This is a genomic window from Exiguobacterium artemiae (assembly GCF_033342815.1).
GTDB lineage: Bacteria > Bacillota > Bacilli > Exiguobacteriales > Exiguobacteriaceae > Exiguobacterium_A > Exiguobacterium_A artemiae_A.
In genome coordinates, this window is sequence record NZ_JAWPEN010000024.1 from 1 (window position 1) to 16,296 (window position 16,296).

Genomic DNA, 16,296 nt, shown 5'->3' on the forward strand with positions numbered 1-16,296 from the left:
AATGGATGAAGAAAGCTACCGGATGCGCTATCGGTCTACTATTTTTACAGAACATACAGAATGATCGAAAAGTGTTGTGCTTAAATCATCGTAAAATGACTTTTCTTCTTGACGGTCACAATCGTATCGCACGTTTCAAAAAACGTATAGATAAACGTTTTAAAAGACACATAAAAATGTGTATAGAGATTTAATTTCTATCGACAACCACATTTCCTTCTTTGTCTAATAAGGGTGTCATGCCACTGAGACCAAGACCGCTTGTCATTATATAATTCACACCGGTCTCTGTATCGACGATGATTTTAATGATTCCTCCGCTCAGATGTTGTTTGGACTTCACGGTAAACCGCTTTTTCATTTCGTGCACACTCCTTGCTTCATTTTTTAATCAAGACGTATATTTTCTCGGGAACTTCGAGCTCATCAATGTTCAAAAGCTGTAACTCTAACATCATCTTCAACTCCCTGTCTTCTCCGCCCCAGCAGAATAGAGCTTAAAGTAAAAATAAGCATAACAATAACAGCATCCGAAAAGGATGCTGTTAATCGTAAACCAACTCTGTTGTTATTTTTTCGTCATGTAGACTCCAATGATTTTTGTGTATAACGCATCTAATTTCGTGTTTTCTTCAACCAGGATCGTTTCTTTTGTATTTACAAACAGTTGATTCGCTTCTTCAAATTTACCGGCGTAAACCAGCAGTCTGATTGCACCACGTTTGTCTCCGACGATTTCCGATGCGTCTTCACGAGCGTACAGAAGCCGATCGTATACTTGATCCATGATTTCGTTTTTCTCGTCTGCACTGAAGTTATTAGCATCCAGGTAAGCCTTCAAACGATTGGCGTAGTCCTTATAGTCGAGAACCGTTAAGTCTTTTGTAATCGATCCATACTGGCCTTCAAATAACTTGATTTGCTTATTTTCGTAGTCAACAATCACTTTATAGAGAGCCTGTCCTTCTTTGGTCAACACCTTTTCCGCCTTCGTCAAACGAATGGTTTCTTTTTTCAACGCCGCAATTCGTTTGTCCACAGCCTTTCTTTCCTTCTGCGTGTTCACTTCTTTAATCAGCTTTTTCAAGGCTTCCGCTTCTTTTCGTGCCTTCTTACGGTCCGTCATATACTGTTTTGATTTTTTGTTATACGCTTCCACTTTGGCGCGGTACACAGAATCCGTGATGTAATCCGGTACTTTGATTCCGCCCAGATTCCCCAAATGGAAGAGTGTGCTGCCGTACGATGCTACGACTTTCGTTTGTTTGGCGCGATACTTTTTGTAGTCGAATTTTTTCTTCGCGACTTGCGTCGTCTTGGTCGCCGCATCCGCTATATTGCTGTTTACTCCGACTCCCGTCAATACAAGAGCCGTTACAAGCGTACTCGCCATTGCTTTACGAACTGTTACCTTTTTCATACGTTCACGTCCTTTTTTTTATGTCGATTGTACTTCAGTCATTTTCAATTCCAAGGAAATAAGTAAATATATTCCATACCCTCAGTTTATCATGTCCGGATGCCATTGTTGAACAGAATTCAATCGTGTTACCACTTTATTTTATCTTCCGGAATGATGAGATAAATCCCTAAAACAAGTAAGATTCAGAACAGGACATAATCCGTTGTCGGTAGTCCTCCTCCCCAGGCAAGATCCCCTTCTTTCGTAACAATCATTGACCCCACAGCCGCAATAGTCTCCGTCATTTTGTTGAGCTGGATGATCAGCATACTAAACAAAACCGTCTGGACGATAATCAAGACCCCAATCCATTTCTTCACGTCGATTTCCTCCTGCTCAAGTTTGTAATAAAGCTACGATTTCCGGATAACGATGTTTGACGGCAAAGTCGATTGCTGTTCTCCCTTCCGTGTCTGGATGCTGTCGATTTGCACCATGCTCCAACAATAATTTGGTGATTTCGGTTAAGCCGTACTGACTCGCCAGCATCAACGGGGTATTGTTCTCATTTAACGGATTTTCGATTTCAATGTCGGCTCCTGCTGCCAGTAATGCCTGTACCGCTTTGGCATGCCCTTCCCCGGTGGCCAGATGGAGTGGTGCAAAGCCGTTCAGTTCCATCCGGTTGACATCGGCTCCCGCTTCCACCAGCATACGAATTTTCTTTGTCTTTCCTTCTTGAGCCGCATAATGCAGCGGCGTATGCCCTTCTCCACTATCTGTCTGCCAATCCACATGTGTCCGGTCTTCCAGTAATCGCTGGAGAACCCGTTTGTTTCCGGAACGGGCAGCGATAAAATGCAGTGCCGTAAAGCCGTCTCCGTCAAAATCAAGGGCAGCACCGCGGTCAATCAGCTGAATCGCGATTTCACCCTGCTTTTCATACAATGCGAGATGCAACGGCGTCAGACCATCTTTATCGTATTGGTTGATGTCCGCCCCATGATCAAGCAACAGCGTGACGATTTCGTCATACCCTTCCTCGACCGCCCAGTGCAGTGCGGCAGATCCTTCTTCATCGAGCGCATTCAAATCATCTCCGCGCTCGATACACGCCTTCACCTTTTTGATGTTTCCGAAAAAAGCATGATCTTGGATTGATTTTTTAGCCATGTCGTCTCTCCTTTTTTCGTTATGTATAGAAAAAGAAGAAAACGAGTAAATTCGTTTTCTTCTTTTCGATTAGTTGGATTAATAAACGTTTCCATCTGAACTCGAGCATCTTGACTGTCCCGACAAGATACAACATATCGATATGGAGCAACACACTCGACTTTGCTCTCGGTTCCTCAAGACGCACGACGTGTTTCACTAACAACGCAATCGCTCGCCGTCTCATATCGAGAATCGATAGTTGTGTAGCGGCATGGGTGACTTAGGTGTAACGATTCATGCTTCACTCCTTTGCCTTTTAAAAGGTAGTTTGTTTTTTACGTTTGACAATCAAAAGAACAATCAACAAAAGAACCTCAAGAATCAGGAAAATGCTTACGAAGAAATAAACGACTAAGACCTGACTGACCCCATCAATTGCGACAGCAAAAAACCAAATCAATGAAACCGTCACTGTATAAATCAGATTGATTGCTGTACCCGTCAATAGACTGGATTTAAGACTTCGCTTATTTCGAGCTTGGGTGAAGAGAATCCCGATTGCTCCAATCGCCCAGATGACTAAAAAAAGCTCAAAGATAAAATCAGAATTCCGTTGTACGTCCATGATATCGCTCCCTTTTCCGATCGACTGATTTAGTTCATGAATCATGCCGATTAATGTGATACCTTTATTTTACAGGATTGTTGAACCCACAAGTCTTCCGAAAGTTGAGTGAATCGGATTTTAAGTTTCATTCCTCGAAATCCGTATATTCTTTGATTTTTCGTATACGAACGCTTTCACCCTGTGCGATTTGGTCTGTTTCTTTCCAGTGGTATTGCACGACAAGTAATACCAACATGACCGCTGAAAAAACAGATAAGGTGGCGTAGTATGGCTGTACTTCCCGCTCCAGTTCAAAAGCGGACAGGACCTGCAATACCATCAATGCACCAAACATTCCGTGAAAATACCGTCGGAAAATTTTTGGTAGACCGGCTTGACGAAAAGTTTCATACCAGACGTACAGTCCTAAACCGAATGCAAAATTATTTAGCCTCTCGTAAGGAAGGACGAACAGGAGCACCCCGAGTCCAAGGAGCAGCCATGCCAAACGAATGGCCGGATCAAAAAAGGCCGGATCAAGCGATGATTCTTCCGATGCTTCGATGACGTTCGCTGCCTGTTCTGCCTCTGTCAGCGGTCGAAAGCCCAGTGCTGCTTTTTCTTCGGCCAACTGACGCATCCGCTGTTTCATGCCAAAATAGAACGGGAACCGCTCCGTCGTGACCTCTCCTTCGTTCGTTTGACCATTGGCCTGCTCTTGGATGGAGACCTGATAAAGCGTCCGCCCCACCCGGTAACAGACCCAGTAATCGACGGTTTGACTAATCTCTCGTTTTAACTGAATCAGTGATTCTTGTTTATCCTTCATGCGGCGTGATCTCCTTCGTCGTCAGTTCCTTCAATTGTTGAGTCGTGTACAGTAAGAGGATGAATCCTGCGATGAGGCAGACGGTTCCGTTGGCAGAAAGATTAAATGGTTTTAAATAATCTTTTGACGTGCCGGCTAGTATGAACAGGAATATGCCTCCCGACCAACGATAGAAGCGGGCACGGGCTGTTTTCCCTTCAATGTAGATTGGATAAAAGAAAGGTAAGAACACAAGCGGAATATATCCCGAGATCGGTAACAGACCGGTCAATGTCGATAATCCGCACAGCATGAGTAATAGAGCACTCATAAGGCGCAGTTTGATGTTGCGCCGATCTGCGCGGTAGTCCATTGCCTCAGATTGAGAAAAAGCTGCTTTCAAATACCCATCCTCCATCTTTTGACGCATCCATTCTTTTTTCTGACGATAGGCGGCAAATGTATTTTTAAAAAGCACACGCACAGTCGCCGTCTCTTCGTTAATTTCAATCATGTCGTCACTATCCGGGGCCGGTTCTTTCCGCGCAACGCCTTCCCTGACGAATAACGTACGTCCTTCTTGGTGATAGACGACATGATAGACTTCATCGTCAATTTGCTTTAATAATTGCACCATGCTGGTAGCTCCCTTTACACTGTTGTATATGAATTAACACCATTGATTGAATTCAGACGTTCAGCCGTATCTGATGAATGATGCCAGCCTCCTGTTTCTTCTCTTTTCCTTACCAAACTGCATTGACACCATACAGTAAAAGCACTCCTCCTGCTAAGCAGAAATAACCGTATTGTCTGACGGATAATGAACTAAAGAGGATGACACCAATTGATAAGAGGAGACTGAGCACAAACGAATCGACATGATCGACCCCGTCTCCATGCCCGGATAGCGGTGTTTTGTTTGCGTGCTTACATCGGATGAAGTAAGTTCCTAACATCAATAAAAAGAGTCCGGCAGCAAGACCGATGTAGGTTAAACGTCCAATAGGGTATCAATTGATTCTTATAAACATCCAGTCTCTTGATCGGCAAGAAAAATATTATCAAAATGCTGCGATGAAAGATCTTCTTAATATTGATTGATTCATATTGTCTCCTCAGTTGTATTGATCGTTGATTAATCACCCCAAAAATAAATCAACGCGTTCTGGTATACAGACGCGATGCACATTCGCTTAAGCAATTCTAAAAATTGATGTAGCTCCATTATTAACTCATTTGATTGATGGATCAGCCAAGGTTCGTTTGGATAATAATGTGCCTGATTCACTAACCATGCTTCATTCGGCGTACAATACCGTTGAATGAGCAGTTCACAAATTCCAATCAGCTCGTTTACTTCTCTTGCTAAAAACAATTTATCGGCATAGGAATCAAGATGAATCAGCAAATCACAACGATCAGAAACGCGGGAAAAGTCTTGAATCAAAAAAATTTGGACACGACTCGGATAACGGAGAATATCTTTTTCTTCTTCTGGAACTTCTTTTAAGCTCGTACTAATAACAAACATATTTTTTCCTCCCATTTATGTTTGACAGTGAGACATATCTATTTCGTTTAAGAGGTAGCTGCGATGAGACAATCCATGCCATCCCAGATATCGTCTTTACGGGAAAGCGAATCACCTGAATCATCATCACTGTTGATCAGCAGTTTTAGTTCCCACGAGTTTTTGTGATTAAGATATGAGTTCTTTCAGGAATCTGAATATCCTCCAGCTGTTCAAGTTCTAAAGAGAGTGTCATACTTTTTTCTTTTGGATAGGACTCTTCTCCAAGCCAACAGGTATATAGTTCAAAGGATTCCCCCTCGTCTAAGAACTCATTCATGAGCGTAAATAAATGATGCAATTTTTCTTTTGACTTCACTGAAATAACGGAATCGAAAGGTTCTACGATTTCGATGCCCCAGTGACTTGAAATCTCATACACATACCATTTATGAAACTGTGAAGTTTTTACATTGTATAGACAATTTTCATCTGCAAAACACCGCCCTATATAAAATGGAAGTGTTTCATCTTCGTCATCCAAATCTAGATACTTATCAGGTATCTGCCTATCCATACAAATATACGAAGCTAAGCTCATCTCTTTTTCCTCCTTCTTTTCTATCTGTGTTGATCTGGATTTGTCTCTTCATCCTCTATATTTCCAAAGTGTGCAATCTTTCCATCGGTACAAAAATGATCGAGCATACCAAACCGTCCATTTGCATCTCGTGTCACAATGAAGTTATACGGCATGCACAACATGAACTCTGTCATGAAGTTCTCAAGCGTTCGTCGAGAGGGCTTTGAGTAATTCGTTGGCAGGAATCCAGAAGTGATTTCTTTTCGGTTCAGCAAATGCAACAAACGATCTTCGAAGACGCCTTGCCAATTCGTATCGGTTAATGTCATCGCATGGATCGAGTCCTCATCATTTAAGACGCCACGGCCGCAAAAGACGACCTCAACCGGGAACGTCGTATACGGTAAGACAGCATCAAAAAAGTTTTCGTACTCCGTACCCGACTCGCTTAGTTCCTCATAGAAGACACCATACATCAAGACACTATCGTTAGTAACACGAACGATTTCCTGCCCGTGTTTCCGAATGCTGAGAATCGTCTTCGACTCGTCCATCTTCATCTGTTCGATTTCGAGTTGATCTAGAAATGCCTTTAGTTGCGACGTTTCTGTCATAATGACATGCGATAAGACCGTCCAGTCCGATAAGTCATAAGTATTGCGGTTCTGTTTCACCGGACGTTCCAACAACTTGACTTCAAAAGGATAGTTATGCTGAGTCACCTGAATTCGGACGAGCTCTTGCCAATCGTCATGCGGTAACAGTTCCCGGTAGACATCAATCCATTCACCACTCTGAAATTCCACTTTTGCTCCCCCTAAAACTTGGCTTACCTCACTCCTTAGTACGTTGCAAACCCAAAACCCCATTCACCAATCGCATCGTTCGACTACTCGGGTAATACTGTTAAGTTCTTCCTTGGATGATCGTTGTGATTTTTCCATCTATTTAATCCCACATACAGGTCACACTTTGGTCTACTTCAAGCCGTAAATGAATCAGGGTATTTGCGTTTAGACCCGAGAGTGTTAAAGAGCGAGTTTTTCCACCCGTATAGGACAATTCGAAAACGACATCTTTCATCTCTTTTAGTAAAAAGAATGCCCAGTGAAGGTCGTATTCACGTTCATACAAAAGATCCCACAATGGTTCATTAAAAGCCGTTTCGTTTACCGCATACAATTTCGTAAAATCATTTTCATCCAACGGTTGAAACGCGGAAAACACCTTTTCGTTTGGAATCCGCGGTTTTTGAATGATTAAGGAATACCCCTCCGACAGTTTCTCGAGCAATGTCGTTTTACTGTCCGGAATATCTTCTTCCATCACGGATGAGGGCAGGTCCTTGATCTTCAACGGGAGACCCACTTCATATTCAAACGGGTCGTCAAATTTCAAAAGTTCTTCATAAGAATAGGTTGTCTTCATCGATATAGTCCTCTCTAACATCCGTTGTGCTTAAGATTTCTGGTAGGCATATTAAAAAATCTCAACTTATACTTGAATGGTTACTTCAACAAGCTTAGGCGAGACGTTTTTAATCGCTGATTTTCAATTATTCGAAGTCCGCTTCAAAATCCCATTTCCTCAGTTTCCCTTCTCCGTTAGGCGAGATAATACTTGTTGACAGAGGTATCCGACGATATGATCATGGGTCGTTCTTTCCTCCAAGTCATCGTTTTCAATCAATTCGTCAATCGCTTCCGAAATGACGTTCCACAGTTCTGTATTCTTGTATCGATCGTAAGGAGTTTTCATTGCTTATTCTCTCCCCGCTTTTCTTGTCGCTCCCGCCACTCCATGAACCCTTCCGTCTCTTCTTTTAAAAAGCGCAACCAAAGTTCATACGTCCGGGCGTGTTCCTGCCATTCCTCCATGAACTCGGTCTTTTGAACCGAATCATCAAGTTGATCTATCAACAAACGGGTTTCCTGCAGCGTCTCCGCATCGTCCTCTGTCTCACTTAAATACAAATCTTCATTGAGATGATGGAATGCGTACCACAGCCAATTCAACAGATGACGAATCATTGTCTCGATTGCCAGTTGTTCCTGCCGACCGCCGCGGTCAATCGCCGTCTGCAGATATTCAAGTCTGTTGTCTTCTTCAAAAAAGAAAATCCCAAACCACCGATACGGTCGTACGTCTTCCGGCAGATCATTCATCCACTGCTTGAGGACAGGTTTCAATAACCGCTCATTCAAGGGATGAATCAGCAGTTCATGCACATCTTCTTCTCGTTCACATGCGGTCAGCAACCAGTCCGTGAACTGCCGTTGTCGCTGAATGTCCCATGCAAGTGCTTCCGCTATAAAGGTGTTCATCTGCTGTAAAAATACGTTTCGCAAGCCCTGTTGTTTCGCAAGATAAGCGGAACGTAATGATGAGAAGTCTGAACTCTCTTCCTCTTGCAACAACTGCTTTAAAAATGTTGTCGGCATGCCTGACCCTCCCGTTCCTTGTCAGCTTACGTGTTAAAACGTTTTTTGCTTTTATTCATGTAGCCCCACAGGAACACGCCCGTTGCGAGTAACAGACCGGCGTCCAGATATTTTATGTCCGGTCCCTGTCTGTAACTGATGTTAATCAGGAAATAACTGATAAAGCACATCGCTTTGACCCAAAACGGCAGCATTTTTCCGCTCGTCGACATGATGAGGAAAGGTACTGCAAGAATGACTAATACGTACGGAGATAAAGACCAGGGTGTGACAAGCGGAATCAACCCCACTCCGAAAAGTACATATGCAAACCATGTCGCTCTCTTGTGAAACGTCAACTGTTCTTCTTGACTCGGCACCGGATCCGGTATGATTTCCTGTTGATATCCGTCCGCCTGCTTCTCGGCAATCAGTTCCTTCACGCGACGTCGGGCTTGATAGCGAAACGTAAACCGTTCTTCCGTTTTTTCATCGAGATCTTCATCAAGCATCCATGGTTCATTGACTCCAAAAAATGCCTGGACTGTCCGACCGTCGCGATAAATGGACCAGTAATACATCAAGCCGTCGATGTGTTTTCTAAGTATGATCATCAGGATGTTTCACCTTCCCTTCATGAACTCTATTTTGCTGAATAAATCGGTTGATCCAATCTGAAATCATACACCTCTGTCCAGATGTTTAAGCAGGTGTCATTAATAATGACAACGTCTCGTCGCCATTTCACACTTACCTCTCTACACGGATATTCCCAATAGACACGCCGCTGTTCTTTTGTTTTTTGATCTTCCATGATGCCGAGCATCGCAAATCCCGTCGTCGCCCCGCCGCTTGAACGATAAAACCGTAACGTATACCGCTCGTCCGGAGAGGTGATCGTCATGTACAAATCGCCTTGCGGTACATATTCGATATCTACGGCGAATAATAAAATGTAGATTTGCCAGGCCAAATATCCCGCCAGCAGTATACCAAGTAGACTGGCGATGATTCTAATTTTTTTCCACACGTTCATTTCCTCTTTTCTTGCTTTTTACCATGACGCACCGATCCAGTACAGTAGAAGAAAGCCGCCGGCAAAGCACAGATAACCGTACTGTTTGACGGATAAGGAACAAAGGAGAAACATCACGACCAATCCAATGATTGAATCGGTTCCGTTACGCTCTCATTTCAACTACGTCTCGTTTGAACAGTCTACTTCATAAAAAAACCACTTTTCCGCCCGTCCGGCCGAAAAAGTGGTTAGACTATTACAACAGAATCAAAAGTTACTATAATATTTATATATTTAATATTAATTGAGTAGTATTGTATTTAAAAAAATCTTTCTTATCAAACCAATTGTAAAAAAACATTTATTACTTTTTACAAGCAACTTTTCAAAGGTAAAATAAAACATTTTGTTTTTTGAAATTTAAAATGATTTATCATTCATCTACTTTTTAATAGTAATCTTTCTTAGTTAATTAGTTTATTAAAACTTTCTTACCTGTTCATTATTTTCCCACTTAATTCCCTTATTGATCCAATTCTAAATTCAAACATTTTATCCCATAATTCTAAACTTTTAGAAGCAGTATTACTTAATTTTGAATTTTGATTACTCTCGTCAAATAAACCAATAATCAGTTTAGAAAGTTCTTCTTCAACCCCCCACTTATTTTTACTATTGTGTTTGAAATCCTCGATTACTCTATTACATAAATTCAAGATTACTTCACTATATGCAGTTAAAGACTTATTTTCTTCTTCTAAATATTTAACAAATGAATACATAATTTGTTGACTTAAATTTGATTTCATAATTAAATTTAAGAAATCAAAATCACGACTTAACTTTAAAGATTTTTTATAAAACAATTTAGAAAAGACGTTTTCTAACTCATAATCAACATCCAACGAAACTGACAAAATTTCTTTACACTTTTGATTATATTCATCATATTCAAAATAAATTATGATCATTTCTAAAAATGACTGAATCTGCTTTTCAGTAAAATTTTGTAAGTTTTTCACTTCATGATTGAACTCGTTATTATTTAAATACATTTCTGCGACTGAATATGAACCAATCTTTATTAAATCATTATCCGAAGAATGAAAACATTTTAATATTGTCTCTAACACTAATTTTGGATTCGAAGTATATGCGTGGAATAATACATCACGAGTATTAATATTTCCAGCTACTCTGAAGTCATCTTCGTATAATTTTATAATTTTTTCTGTCGCAAACTCGTTATCAATATTTATTACTGATCTTAAAGTAGATACACTGGCTAACTTAACTGCAGTACTAGGATGATTTACAAGGCTATTAATCGAGGATTTAAATAATGGATAATAATCAGGCTTATACCATATTAAACTTTCAATAGCTCTAGCAGCACAACATTCAGCACAATTCAAAGAATTTGTATACAATGTATCAAAACTCAGTAGATTTTCATCTTCTTTATTACTGGTCATATGGTAATCTATTAAAAAAACATTGGAACTAGTAGCTATACTTATCAACGTATTCAGAATGCTATCAGACCACTTTATATCTTTATTGTTTTGAATAATACGGCAAATGTTTTGTGCCCTAAATGAATTTATATTATCCGAGAATCTTTCTATCAATTTTATTAATAACTCATTAGGTAAATCTGTAAGATCGATGAATGCTAAACTGCTATACATAGCATCAATAAACTCTTTTTCGATTTTATTCTTATTGTTGAGTACAATTTTTATCATTTCTAGAGGATTTTTGCTTACTTCTTGAGAAAAACTACTTGCAAACTGCTGAATTGACCCTTCAATAATACCTCCACTAACAGATATCCACTTATTTTTTGTATCAAAATCTTCTTTTTTCTTGCTTATAATATTACTCCAACTAATAAGTGACAATTCTTTTCCATCTATTGGTGACTTAACAAAACCACTAGTACTCAATGCATAATTGTAGCGATTGCTTTTACCTTTAAATTTCCTTTGTAAAACATTCAATAATTCAATAGATTCATTTGTTAGTCTTTCAATCGGTAAAATAGAAAGGAGTTCTATTTGTAAGTCACCCCAAAAACTCCAGTAAACTTTTTCATCGGTATTTTTATTTTTATTAAATTTGTATCTGTATTTGATGTATTCTTTAGCTCCATTAGGCATATATTTCAAAATTTTATTTTCTAACTTAGTGAATATTTGATTACTGCAAGTATGTGAATGATTTATCAAACATTTTTTTACTAAAGATAATACATTTTTACTGCCATCAGATTTAATAAATATTCTGTTCTCAAAATTTTCACATATAAACTCTATAACATAATCACTGTATTCATTATTTAAACTATCTAATCCTTCTATAATTAATTCATTGATTACATCATTCGAATTTTTAGATAAATCTAATAATATATTTTTAAAACTCTCTGGATCTTTAAAAATTATCGAGTTAATTGATTTTTTTAAAATTATAACAATCGTTCTTTCCAAGCTGTTTTTATAGTGTACTGCTGACCATTCACTAAAATCGTTTACCTCATTAGTATCGGATGGTATAAATTTGGATAATGATTTATATACATACTCACCATCATTAATAATAAAATTTTTATCTTCCAAAAAGATTTTTTTTTCTAAAAATTCATTTTGATCATCTTTGTCATTTAACTTTTTTTCTATCAAAAATTCAATATACTTAATTGTTCTGTATTCATTATTCTTTAAGCTTTCGTTAACATCTAAATAATGATGACTTAAGTGTGGATTTTCTTTATAAAATAATATTCTTAGATCAAACAGTTCATTTGAATCTTGATGAAAATCACGAGAAAAGATTTTTTTGAAATCATTAGAATGTTTTTTGTCTTCTAAAAAATATTGTTTGATTAAATTAATATCTTCTAAGTCATATTTTGGTTTTATACTGCTTATTAAATTTATAGCATTCTTTTCCTCTTTTTCAGAACCTAACCATTTTTCAATAATTCCATTATTTAAAAGTAGTTTATAATACACTTGCTTTGAATAAATAACATTTTGTAAAAGATGATCTTTCCATTTAACGTCTTCGCAATACGACAAAATAAATTTATTTATATTGGGATCTAAAACATCAATATCTCTTAAAATTTCTAAAAATACATATTTATTAAAATATCTAATATCCGAGCCATTAAGAAGTTGTATACCTGCTTTAATGAAATCTTTGCTTTCCAACTCTAAAAGATACTGCATCGCCATTTGAAGTTGATATCGTTTTCCCGGAGTTTGCATTTCTTTACTGCCTAAGATTTCGTTTATTGGTATGCCATCAAAATATTTATCTAGCATTTTCTCAGATAATAAATAATCTAATATAGATTGATGAGAAAATGATATTTTTTCTTCAGAAATATTAATAAAACCATTCGAATGTAGAAAATCAATCTCTTCTTTATTGCCTCTAAAAGATCTTTTGGGAACGTATATTCTTTCTAAATCTATAAACTTATTTATTAGCTCCACTTTAAAATTATCAAGTTCTTTTTGAGCATGTCCTTGTATAGAATAATTAGCCAAAAGTTGATCCCACCATTTTTCTATCAAATGGTTTGTGGAAAGACATTCATTATGAGTTTTACTTATATCTAATTGACACCAAATAAGCAAATTACTCGAAATTTTCAACATTTTTTTTAATTTTGGAGTCAGAATTTTGTATCTATCACCAATGATTCTTTCTACTTCACTATCTTCTAATTCATTAATTTTAATTTTTTTCCATTTAGTAAAACTTTGTGAATCGGTCTCTTCTTTAAATAAATTACGAATATTATTGTCGCTTTCTAAATCTATTGTTCTACAAACCATCACTATAGATATTTTGTTCTCTCTTTCACTGTTCAAATAATTGATTTGTTGAATTATTTCTGAACAAACTAACAGTGCATTCCTCGAATGTGCCAATGTCCACCTTAATGCATCTAATTGATCTAATATTAGTACTGCTTTCTCATTTTTAGATATACTGTGTAAACAATTAACTATAGAGTCAGGCAGACCGAGTTCTTCTCCCCATTTTTTTGCATTGTAGTTTGGTATACGTTTATCTAGTTTTATAGCTAAATAAGGAATTGCTTTTAAATCGCAATATTTTATTATAGCTTCAGTAGTGCCACTTTTCCCGATGCCAGCTTTTCCGTGTATAATAAACGATTCATTTTTTTCAATGAAGTTATAAGCTTCTTCGTATTGTTTCCGCTCTAAAAATACTTTGTTAAGTAATTGGAAATCATTTTTAAATTCCCAGTTGAGACGCTCAATTTTGGGTAAAATTCTTGTATCAAAAGATAGATTTTTTAACCGTAAGTTATTTTTTTTTATGTGATTACGAATTAATCCTAAATTTATTTGTTTACCTAAAATATCTCCATCAACAACTAAAGAAATTAAATTATCATATATTTCTTTTTCATTTCCATAAAATAAATATGAAATTTTTTGAAAAATCATCTCTTTTAAATATGAATCTGGGACCTGGTGAAATGATACTCTTTTCAAATAATAAATTGATTTTTGAATATCTTTGTCTTCTTTAATATTTAGTCCCATTTTCGCGCAAAAATTACTGTAAAAATTCTGAAATTTTTTGTTTGACTTCTTTACTTGATACTCATAAAAATCTCTTGGATTTTCATTAGAATTTTTTACTCTTTTAATAATGTCTTCTAAATCCTGAAATGCCAATGGAGTTACTAATGATACATGGTTTTTTGAATCTCTATCTAGATGTTTTTTCCAGTTTTCAAAGATACTTTTAGCATTTGCTGTTCCAAAGTTCCAACTATCTTCGCCACCGTTTCTACCTTTGCACTGTTGTCCTTCTTTGCTGCCATCTTTATTTCCAATCCAAACATCTATTCCTTGTTCATCTTCTCCTATTGCTTCTATTACTAAATAGTCTATTTTTTCTTCTATTACTTCTATTATTTTATAAATAGAGTATTTTATTTCATAACGATTACCCTCTTTATCTGATCTTCCTCCTATTTCATAAGGCATTTTCTTCTCACTCCTTAATGACAATGCAATGTATACTAATTTTCATTCTATATAAATCTAGAAGATGGTGATTTCAGTCAGTTTTCAATATTAATATTTAATCAACCTTCACTTGTTAATTGAAACAGGAAAATAGTTTTTTACTAAGTGATACCACATAAATTTTCAATTTCTCGTATAATACCTAATAACTTTTAAAAAATCTACTTCGGATTATAATTCAAGTTCAGCGAGCACATTTTCCGAATCTAGCTCGAGCCCCTGTAAACTGGCATCCCAGTTTAGTCCGCAGTACAAACCGTCTTGAATCATGTTCGGCAACCAGCCGTCTGTAAAGACATCAAGATCGAGACGAATCAAATGATAATTCTCCCATCCGTCTGTCTGACAGGCACGTGCGCCTTCTTCCGTCGAGAAAAACAGCAACACATCCGTTTCCTCTTGATTTGACGGACAATAAGCCCAGCCCGACTGCTTCAATTTCGATAACCCGTAGACAGCTTCTGTCTCGAGCACGGTTTCAAAGAATTCATCTGCTTGCATGGCACTGTTTAATAGTTGTTGCTCTTGTTCCATAAAGGCTGCAAGCGTCGGGGCAACCGGGAACAACTCCTGTTCCTCGTGATCCCACTGGACGATGGTTTCTGCGTCCGGCAAGAGATAACCGAGCTCGTCCCCGGAACCGTCGGCAGCAATCCGGAAAAAGCCGTCCGGATAGTCTTCTGTATCCGTTGAGTTCACACGGACGATGTCTTCCCATGTCCGCTTGATGTACTGTTCGTCCTTGATCGGATGTAATTGCCACTCACCCGCTTCGAACTTGTTTTCCTTTTTAAAGTACGCCCGCAACTCAGCCGGCAACGAAAATCCGAGTTCTGCCTCGACTTCCTGCAACCGTTCTTCTGTAATGCCTGGTAACCCGATCTGATGTTCCATTTCCACTACTCCTTTATGTATAATTTCGTTTCTTCCATTTTCATATATTCAAGCGGACTTTCAAATTTTTATCTGTATCCGATTCATCAGCTAACAATTCACTTCAGTTCTATTCTCTCCAAAGCTTTTGTGAATCATTTTGCTTTTTTGCATCTATCTCTTTCGTACTTGCCGATACAGCGGAATAATCCGTTCCCTTGGTCCGATGACATCCACACCTTCTCCATCCGGTCCGACCGCGACGATGGCGTATGAGACATCGATTCCCGGAAAGTCTTCTGTGGCTGATAATACATCTGTTCCGTCCGTGATCACGGAATAGAGATAATTTTTCTGACCGTGACATCCGCATGCGTGCAGGAATGGAATCATTTCTCGTAACGTGTTTTCCTGATTAACGATGAGCCGTATGCTGATGTCATGTGAAGCTTCTTCTCCATCAATAAGCTCTGTTTCGTTATTTCTTGACGTCTGGTACGGTATGTCAAAGGATTCGAGAACCTCAATTGTTTCATTTATCGAAAAATCAAATACATCAAAGACCATGCAGATCGGGAATGCATTCGTTTGCCCGAGCAACCACACCGCATCCTCGCTGGCAACTTCTTCGGTTGATTGGATGATTGCGAATCCCCACTCAAAATAAATATTGAGATGTTCATACTTTTGAAAACGCTCATCCTTCGGTATATTGACTTCTAGATGGTGAAAATGCTCATCCTTCGGTATATCGACTTCTAGATAATGAACCTGTTTGTAGTAATCGACTAACATGTTGCTTTCTCCCTCTCTTCAGCAACGTATGATTGCTT

At 38.1% G+C, this 16,296-nt stretch carries 20 protein-coding genes; all 20 read right to left on the minus strand.

Annotated features, from left to right (window positions below; genetic code table 11):
• Window positions 1-190: 190 nt before the first annotated feature.
• Window positions 191-361: a DUF6440 family protein gene (locus tag R7V76_RS15650; RefSeq protein ID WP_012370207.1), complete on the minus strand. Its 171-nt coding sequence runs from the start codon at window positions 359-361 to the stop codon at window positions 191-193.
• Window positions 362-568: 207 nt separating this feature from the next.
• Window positions 569-1,420, minus strand: a complete 852-nt coding sequence (locus tag R7V76_RS15655; RefSeq protein ID WP_318094203.1) for a hypothetical protein — start codon at window positions 1,418-1,420, stop codon at window positions 569-571.
• A gap of 185 nt (window positions 1,421-1,605) precedes the next feature.
• The gene (locus R7V76_RS15660) at window positions 1,606-1,782 is read right to left on the minus strand and encodes a hypothetical protein (protein WP_318094205.1); all 177 of its coding nucleotides are present in this window, start codon (window positions 1,780-1,782) and stop codon (window positions 1,606-1,608) included.
• Window positions 1,783-1,798: 16 nt separating this feature from the next.
• On the minus strand, window positions 1,799-2,575 hold the full coding sequence (locus R7V76_RS15665) for an ankyrin repeat domain-containing protein (protein WP_318094207.1): 777 nt from the start codon (window positions 2,573-2,575) through the stop codon (window positions 1,799-1,801).
• Between the two features lie 19 nt (window positions 2,576-2,594).
• The gene (locus R7V76_RS15670) at window positions 2,595-2,801 is read right to left on the minus strand and encodes a hypothetical protein (protein WP_161487717.1); all 207 of its coding nucleotides are present in this window, start codon (window positions 2,799-2,801) and stop codon (window positions 2,595-2,597) included.
• A 72-nt stretch (window positions 2,802-2,873) separates the two neighbouring features.
• Entirely contained in the window at window positions 2,874-3,227 is a 354-nt protein-coding gene (locus R7V76_RS15675; protein ID WP_318094213.1) for a hypothetical protein, read from the minus strand.
• 82 nt (window positions 3,228-3,309) lie between these two features.
• Window positions 3,310-3,993: a hypothetical protein gene (locus tag R7V76_RS15680; protein WP_318094215.1), complete on the minus strand. Its 684-nt coding sequence runs from the start codon at window positions 3,991-3,993 to the stop codon at window positions 3,310-3,312.
• Window positions 3,983-4,609 (minus strand): hypothetical protein, encoded by a 627-nt coding sequence (locus tag R7V76_RS15685; RefSeq protein ID WP_318094216.1) that lies wholly within the window; start codon window positions 4,607-4,609, stop codon window positions 3,983-3,985. Before R7V76_RS15685 ends, R7V76_RS15680 begins: the two co-directional genes overlap by 11 nt.
• A 109-nt stretch (window positions 4,610-4,718) precedes the next feature.
• On the minus strand, window positions 4,719-4,931 hold the full coding sequence (locus tag R7V76_RS15690; protein WP_318094218.1) for a hypothetical protein: 213 nt from the start codon (window positions 4,929-4,931) through the stop codon (window positions 4,719-4,721).
• A 179-nt stretch (window positions 4,932-5,110) separates the two neighbouring features.
• Window positions 5,111-5,506: a hypothetical protein gene (locus R7V76_RS15695; protein ID WP_318094220.1), complete on the minus strand. Its 396-nt coding sequence runs from the start codon at window positions 5,504-5,506 to the stop codon at window positions 5,111-5,113.
• Window positions 5,507-5,651: 145 nt separating this feature from the next.
• On the minus strand, window positions 5,652-6,086 hold the full coding sequence (locus tag R7V76_RS15700; RefSeq protein ID WP_318094222.1) for a hypothetical protein: 435 nt from the start codon (window positions 6,084-6,086) through the stop codon (window positions 5,652-5,654).
• 20 nt (window positions 6,087-6,106) lie between these two features.
• Window positions 6,107-6,874 (minus strand): hypothetical protein, encoded by a 768-nt coding sequence (locus tag R7V76_RS15705; RefSeq protein ID WP_318094223.1) that lies wholly within the window; start codon window positions 6,872-6,874, stop codon window positions 6,107-6,109.
• Between the two features lie 142 nt (window positions 6,875-7,016).
• Window positions 7,017-7,496 (minus strand): hypothetical protein, encoded by a 480-nt coding sequence (locus tag R7V76_RS15710; RefSeq protein ID WP_247857411.1) that lies wholly within the window; start codon window positions 7,494-7,496, stop codon window positions 7,017-7,019.
• 159 nt (window positions 7,497-7,655) lie between these two features.
• Window positions 7,656-7,826, minus strand: coding sequence for a hypothetical protein (locus R7V76_RS15715; RefSeq protein WP_247857413.1), 171 nt, complete (start codon window positions 7,824-7,826; stop codon window positions 7,656-7,658).
• A complete protein-coding gene (locus R7V76_RS15720; RefSeq protein ID WP_318094224.1) occupies window positions 7,823-8,509 on the minus strand; it encodes a hypothetical protein in 687 nt (228 codons plus the stop codon). The genes R7V76_RS15715 and R7V76_RS15720 overlap by 4 nt, the downstream gene beginning before the upstream one ends.
• Before the next feature lie 26 nt (window positions 8,510-8,535).
• Complete coding sequence (locus R7V76_RS15725) at window positions 8,536-9,102, minus strand: hypothetical protein (protein ID WP_318094225.1); 567 nt, start codon at window positions 9,100-9,102, stop codon at window positions 8,536-8,538.
• A 29-nt stretch (window positions 9,103-9,131) separates the two neighbouring features.
• Entirely contained in the window at window positions 9,132-9,524 is a 393-nt protein-coding gene (locus R7V76_RS15730) for a DUF5412 family protein (protein WP_318094226.1), read from the minus strand.
• Between the two features lie 473 nt (window positions 9,525-9,997).
• A complete protein-coding gene (locus R7V76_RS15735; protein ID WP_318094228.1) occupies window positions 9,998-14,548 on the minus strand; it encodes a hypothetical protein in 4,551 nt (1,516 codons plus the stop codon).
• Window positions 14,549-14,761: 213 nt separating this feature from the next.
• Complete coding sequence (locus R7V76_RS15740) at window positions 14,762-15,484, minus strand: DUF2750 domain-containing protein (protein WP_051525148.1); 723 nt, start codon at window positions 15,482-15,484, stop codon at window positions 14,762-14,764.
• 153 nt (window positions 15,485-15,637) lie between these two features.
• Window positions 15,638-16,258 (minus strand): hypothetical protein, encoded by a 621-nt coding sequence (locus tag R7V76_RS15745; RefSeq protein ID WP_318094232.1) that lies wholly within the window; start codon window positions 16,256-16,258, stop codon window positions 15,638-15,640.
• Window positions 16,259-16,296: the final 38 nt, after the last annotated feature.

What these genes read in the sequence shown, in the direction of transcription:
- R7V76_RS15650 (WP_012370207.1), bottom strand. Translation starts at nt 361, where the DNA reads ATGAAAAAGCGGTTTACCGTGAAGTCCAAACAACATCTGAGCGGAGGA.
- R7V76_RS15655 (WP_318094203.1), bottom strand. Translation starts at nt 1,420, where the DNA reads ATGAAAAAGGTAACAGTTCGTAAAGCAATGGCGAGTACGCTTGTAACG.
- R7V76_RS15665 (WP_318094207.1), bottom strand. Translation starts at nt 2,575, where the DNA reads ATGGCTAAAAAATCAATCCAAGATCATGCTTTTTTCGGAAACATCAAA.
- R7V76_RS15670 (WP_161487717.1), bottom strand. Translation starts at nt 2,801, where the DNA reads ATGAGACGGCGAGCGATTGCGTTGTTAGTGAAACACGTCGTGCGTCTT.
- R7V76_RS15675 (WP_318094213.1), bottom strand. Translation starts at nt 3,227, where the DNA reads ATGATTCATGAACTAAATCAGTCGATCGGAAAAGGGAGCGATATCATG.
- R7V76_RS15680 (WP_318094215.1), bottom strand. Translation starts at nt 3,993, where the DNA reads ATGAAGGATAAACAAGAATCACTGATTCAGTTAAAACGAGAGATTAGT.
- R7V76_RS15685 (WP_318094216.1), bottom strand. Translation starts at nt 4,609, where the DNA reads ATGGTGCAATTATTAAAGCAAATTGACGATGAAGTCTATCATGTCGTC.
- R7V76_RS15690 (WP_318094218.1), bottom strand. Translation starts at nt 4,931, where the DNA reads ATGTTAGGAACTTACTTCATCCGATGTAAGCACGCAAACAAAACACCG.
- R7V76_RS15695 (WP_318094220.1), bottom strand. Translation starts at nt 5,506, where the DNA reads ATGTTTGTTATTAGTACGAGCTTAAAAGAAGTTCCAGAAGAAGAAAAA.
- R7V76_RS15700 (WP_318094222.1), bottom strand. Translation starts at nt 6,086, where the DNA reads ATGAGCTTAGCTTCGTATATTTGTATGGATAGGCAGATACCTGATAAG.
- R7V76_RS15710 (WP_247857411.1), bottom strand. Translation starts at nt 7,496, where the DNA reads ATGAAGACAACCTATTCTTATGAAGAACTTTTGAAATTTGACGACCCG.
- R7V76_RS15715 (WP_247857413.1), bottom strand. Translation starts at nt 7,826, where the DNA reads ATGAAAACTCCTTACGATCGATACAAGAATACAGAACTGTGGAACGTC.
- R7V76_RS15720 (WP_318094224.1), bottom strand. Translation starts at nt 8,509, where the DNA reads ATGCCGACAACATTTTTAAAGCAGTTGTTGCAAGAGGAAGAGAGTTCA.
- R7V76_RS15725 (WP_318094225.1), bottom strand. Translation starts at nt 9,102, where the DNA reads ATGATCATACTTAGAAAACACATCGACGGCTTGATGTATTACTGGTCC.
- R7V76_RS15730 (WP_318094226.1), bottom strand. Translation starts at nt 9,524, where the DNA reads ATGAACGTGTGGAAAAAAATTAGAATCATCGCCAGTCTACTTGGTATA.
- R7V76_RS15735 (WP_318094228.1), bottom strand. Translation starts at nt 14,548, where the DNA reads ATGCCTTATGAAATAGGAGGAAGATCAGATAAAGAGGGTAATCGTTAT.
- R7V76_RS15740 (WP_051525148.1), bottom strand. Translation starts at nt 15,484, where the DNA reads ATGGAACATCAGATCGGGTTACCAGGCATTACAGAAGAACGGTTGCAG.
- R7V76_RS15745 (WP_318094232.1), bottom strand. Translation starts at nt 16,258, where the DNA reads ATGTTAGTCGATTACTACAAACAGGTTCATTATCTAGAAGTCGATATA.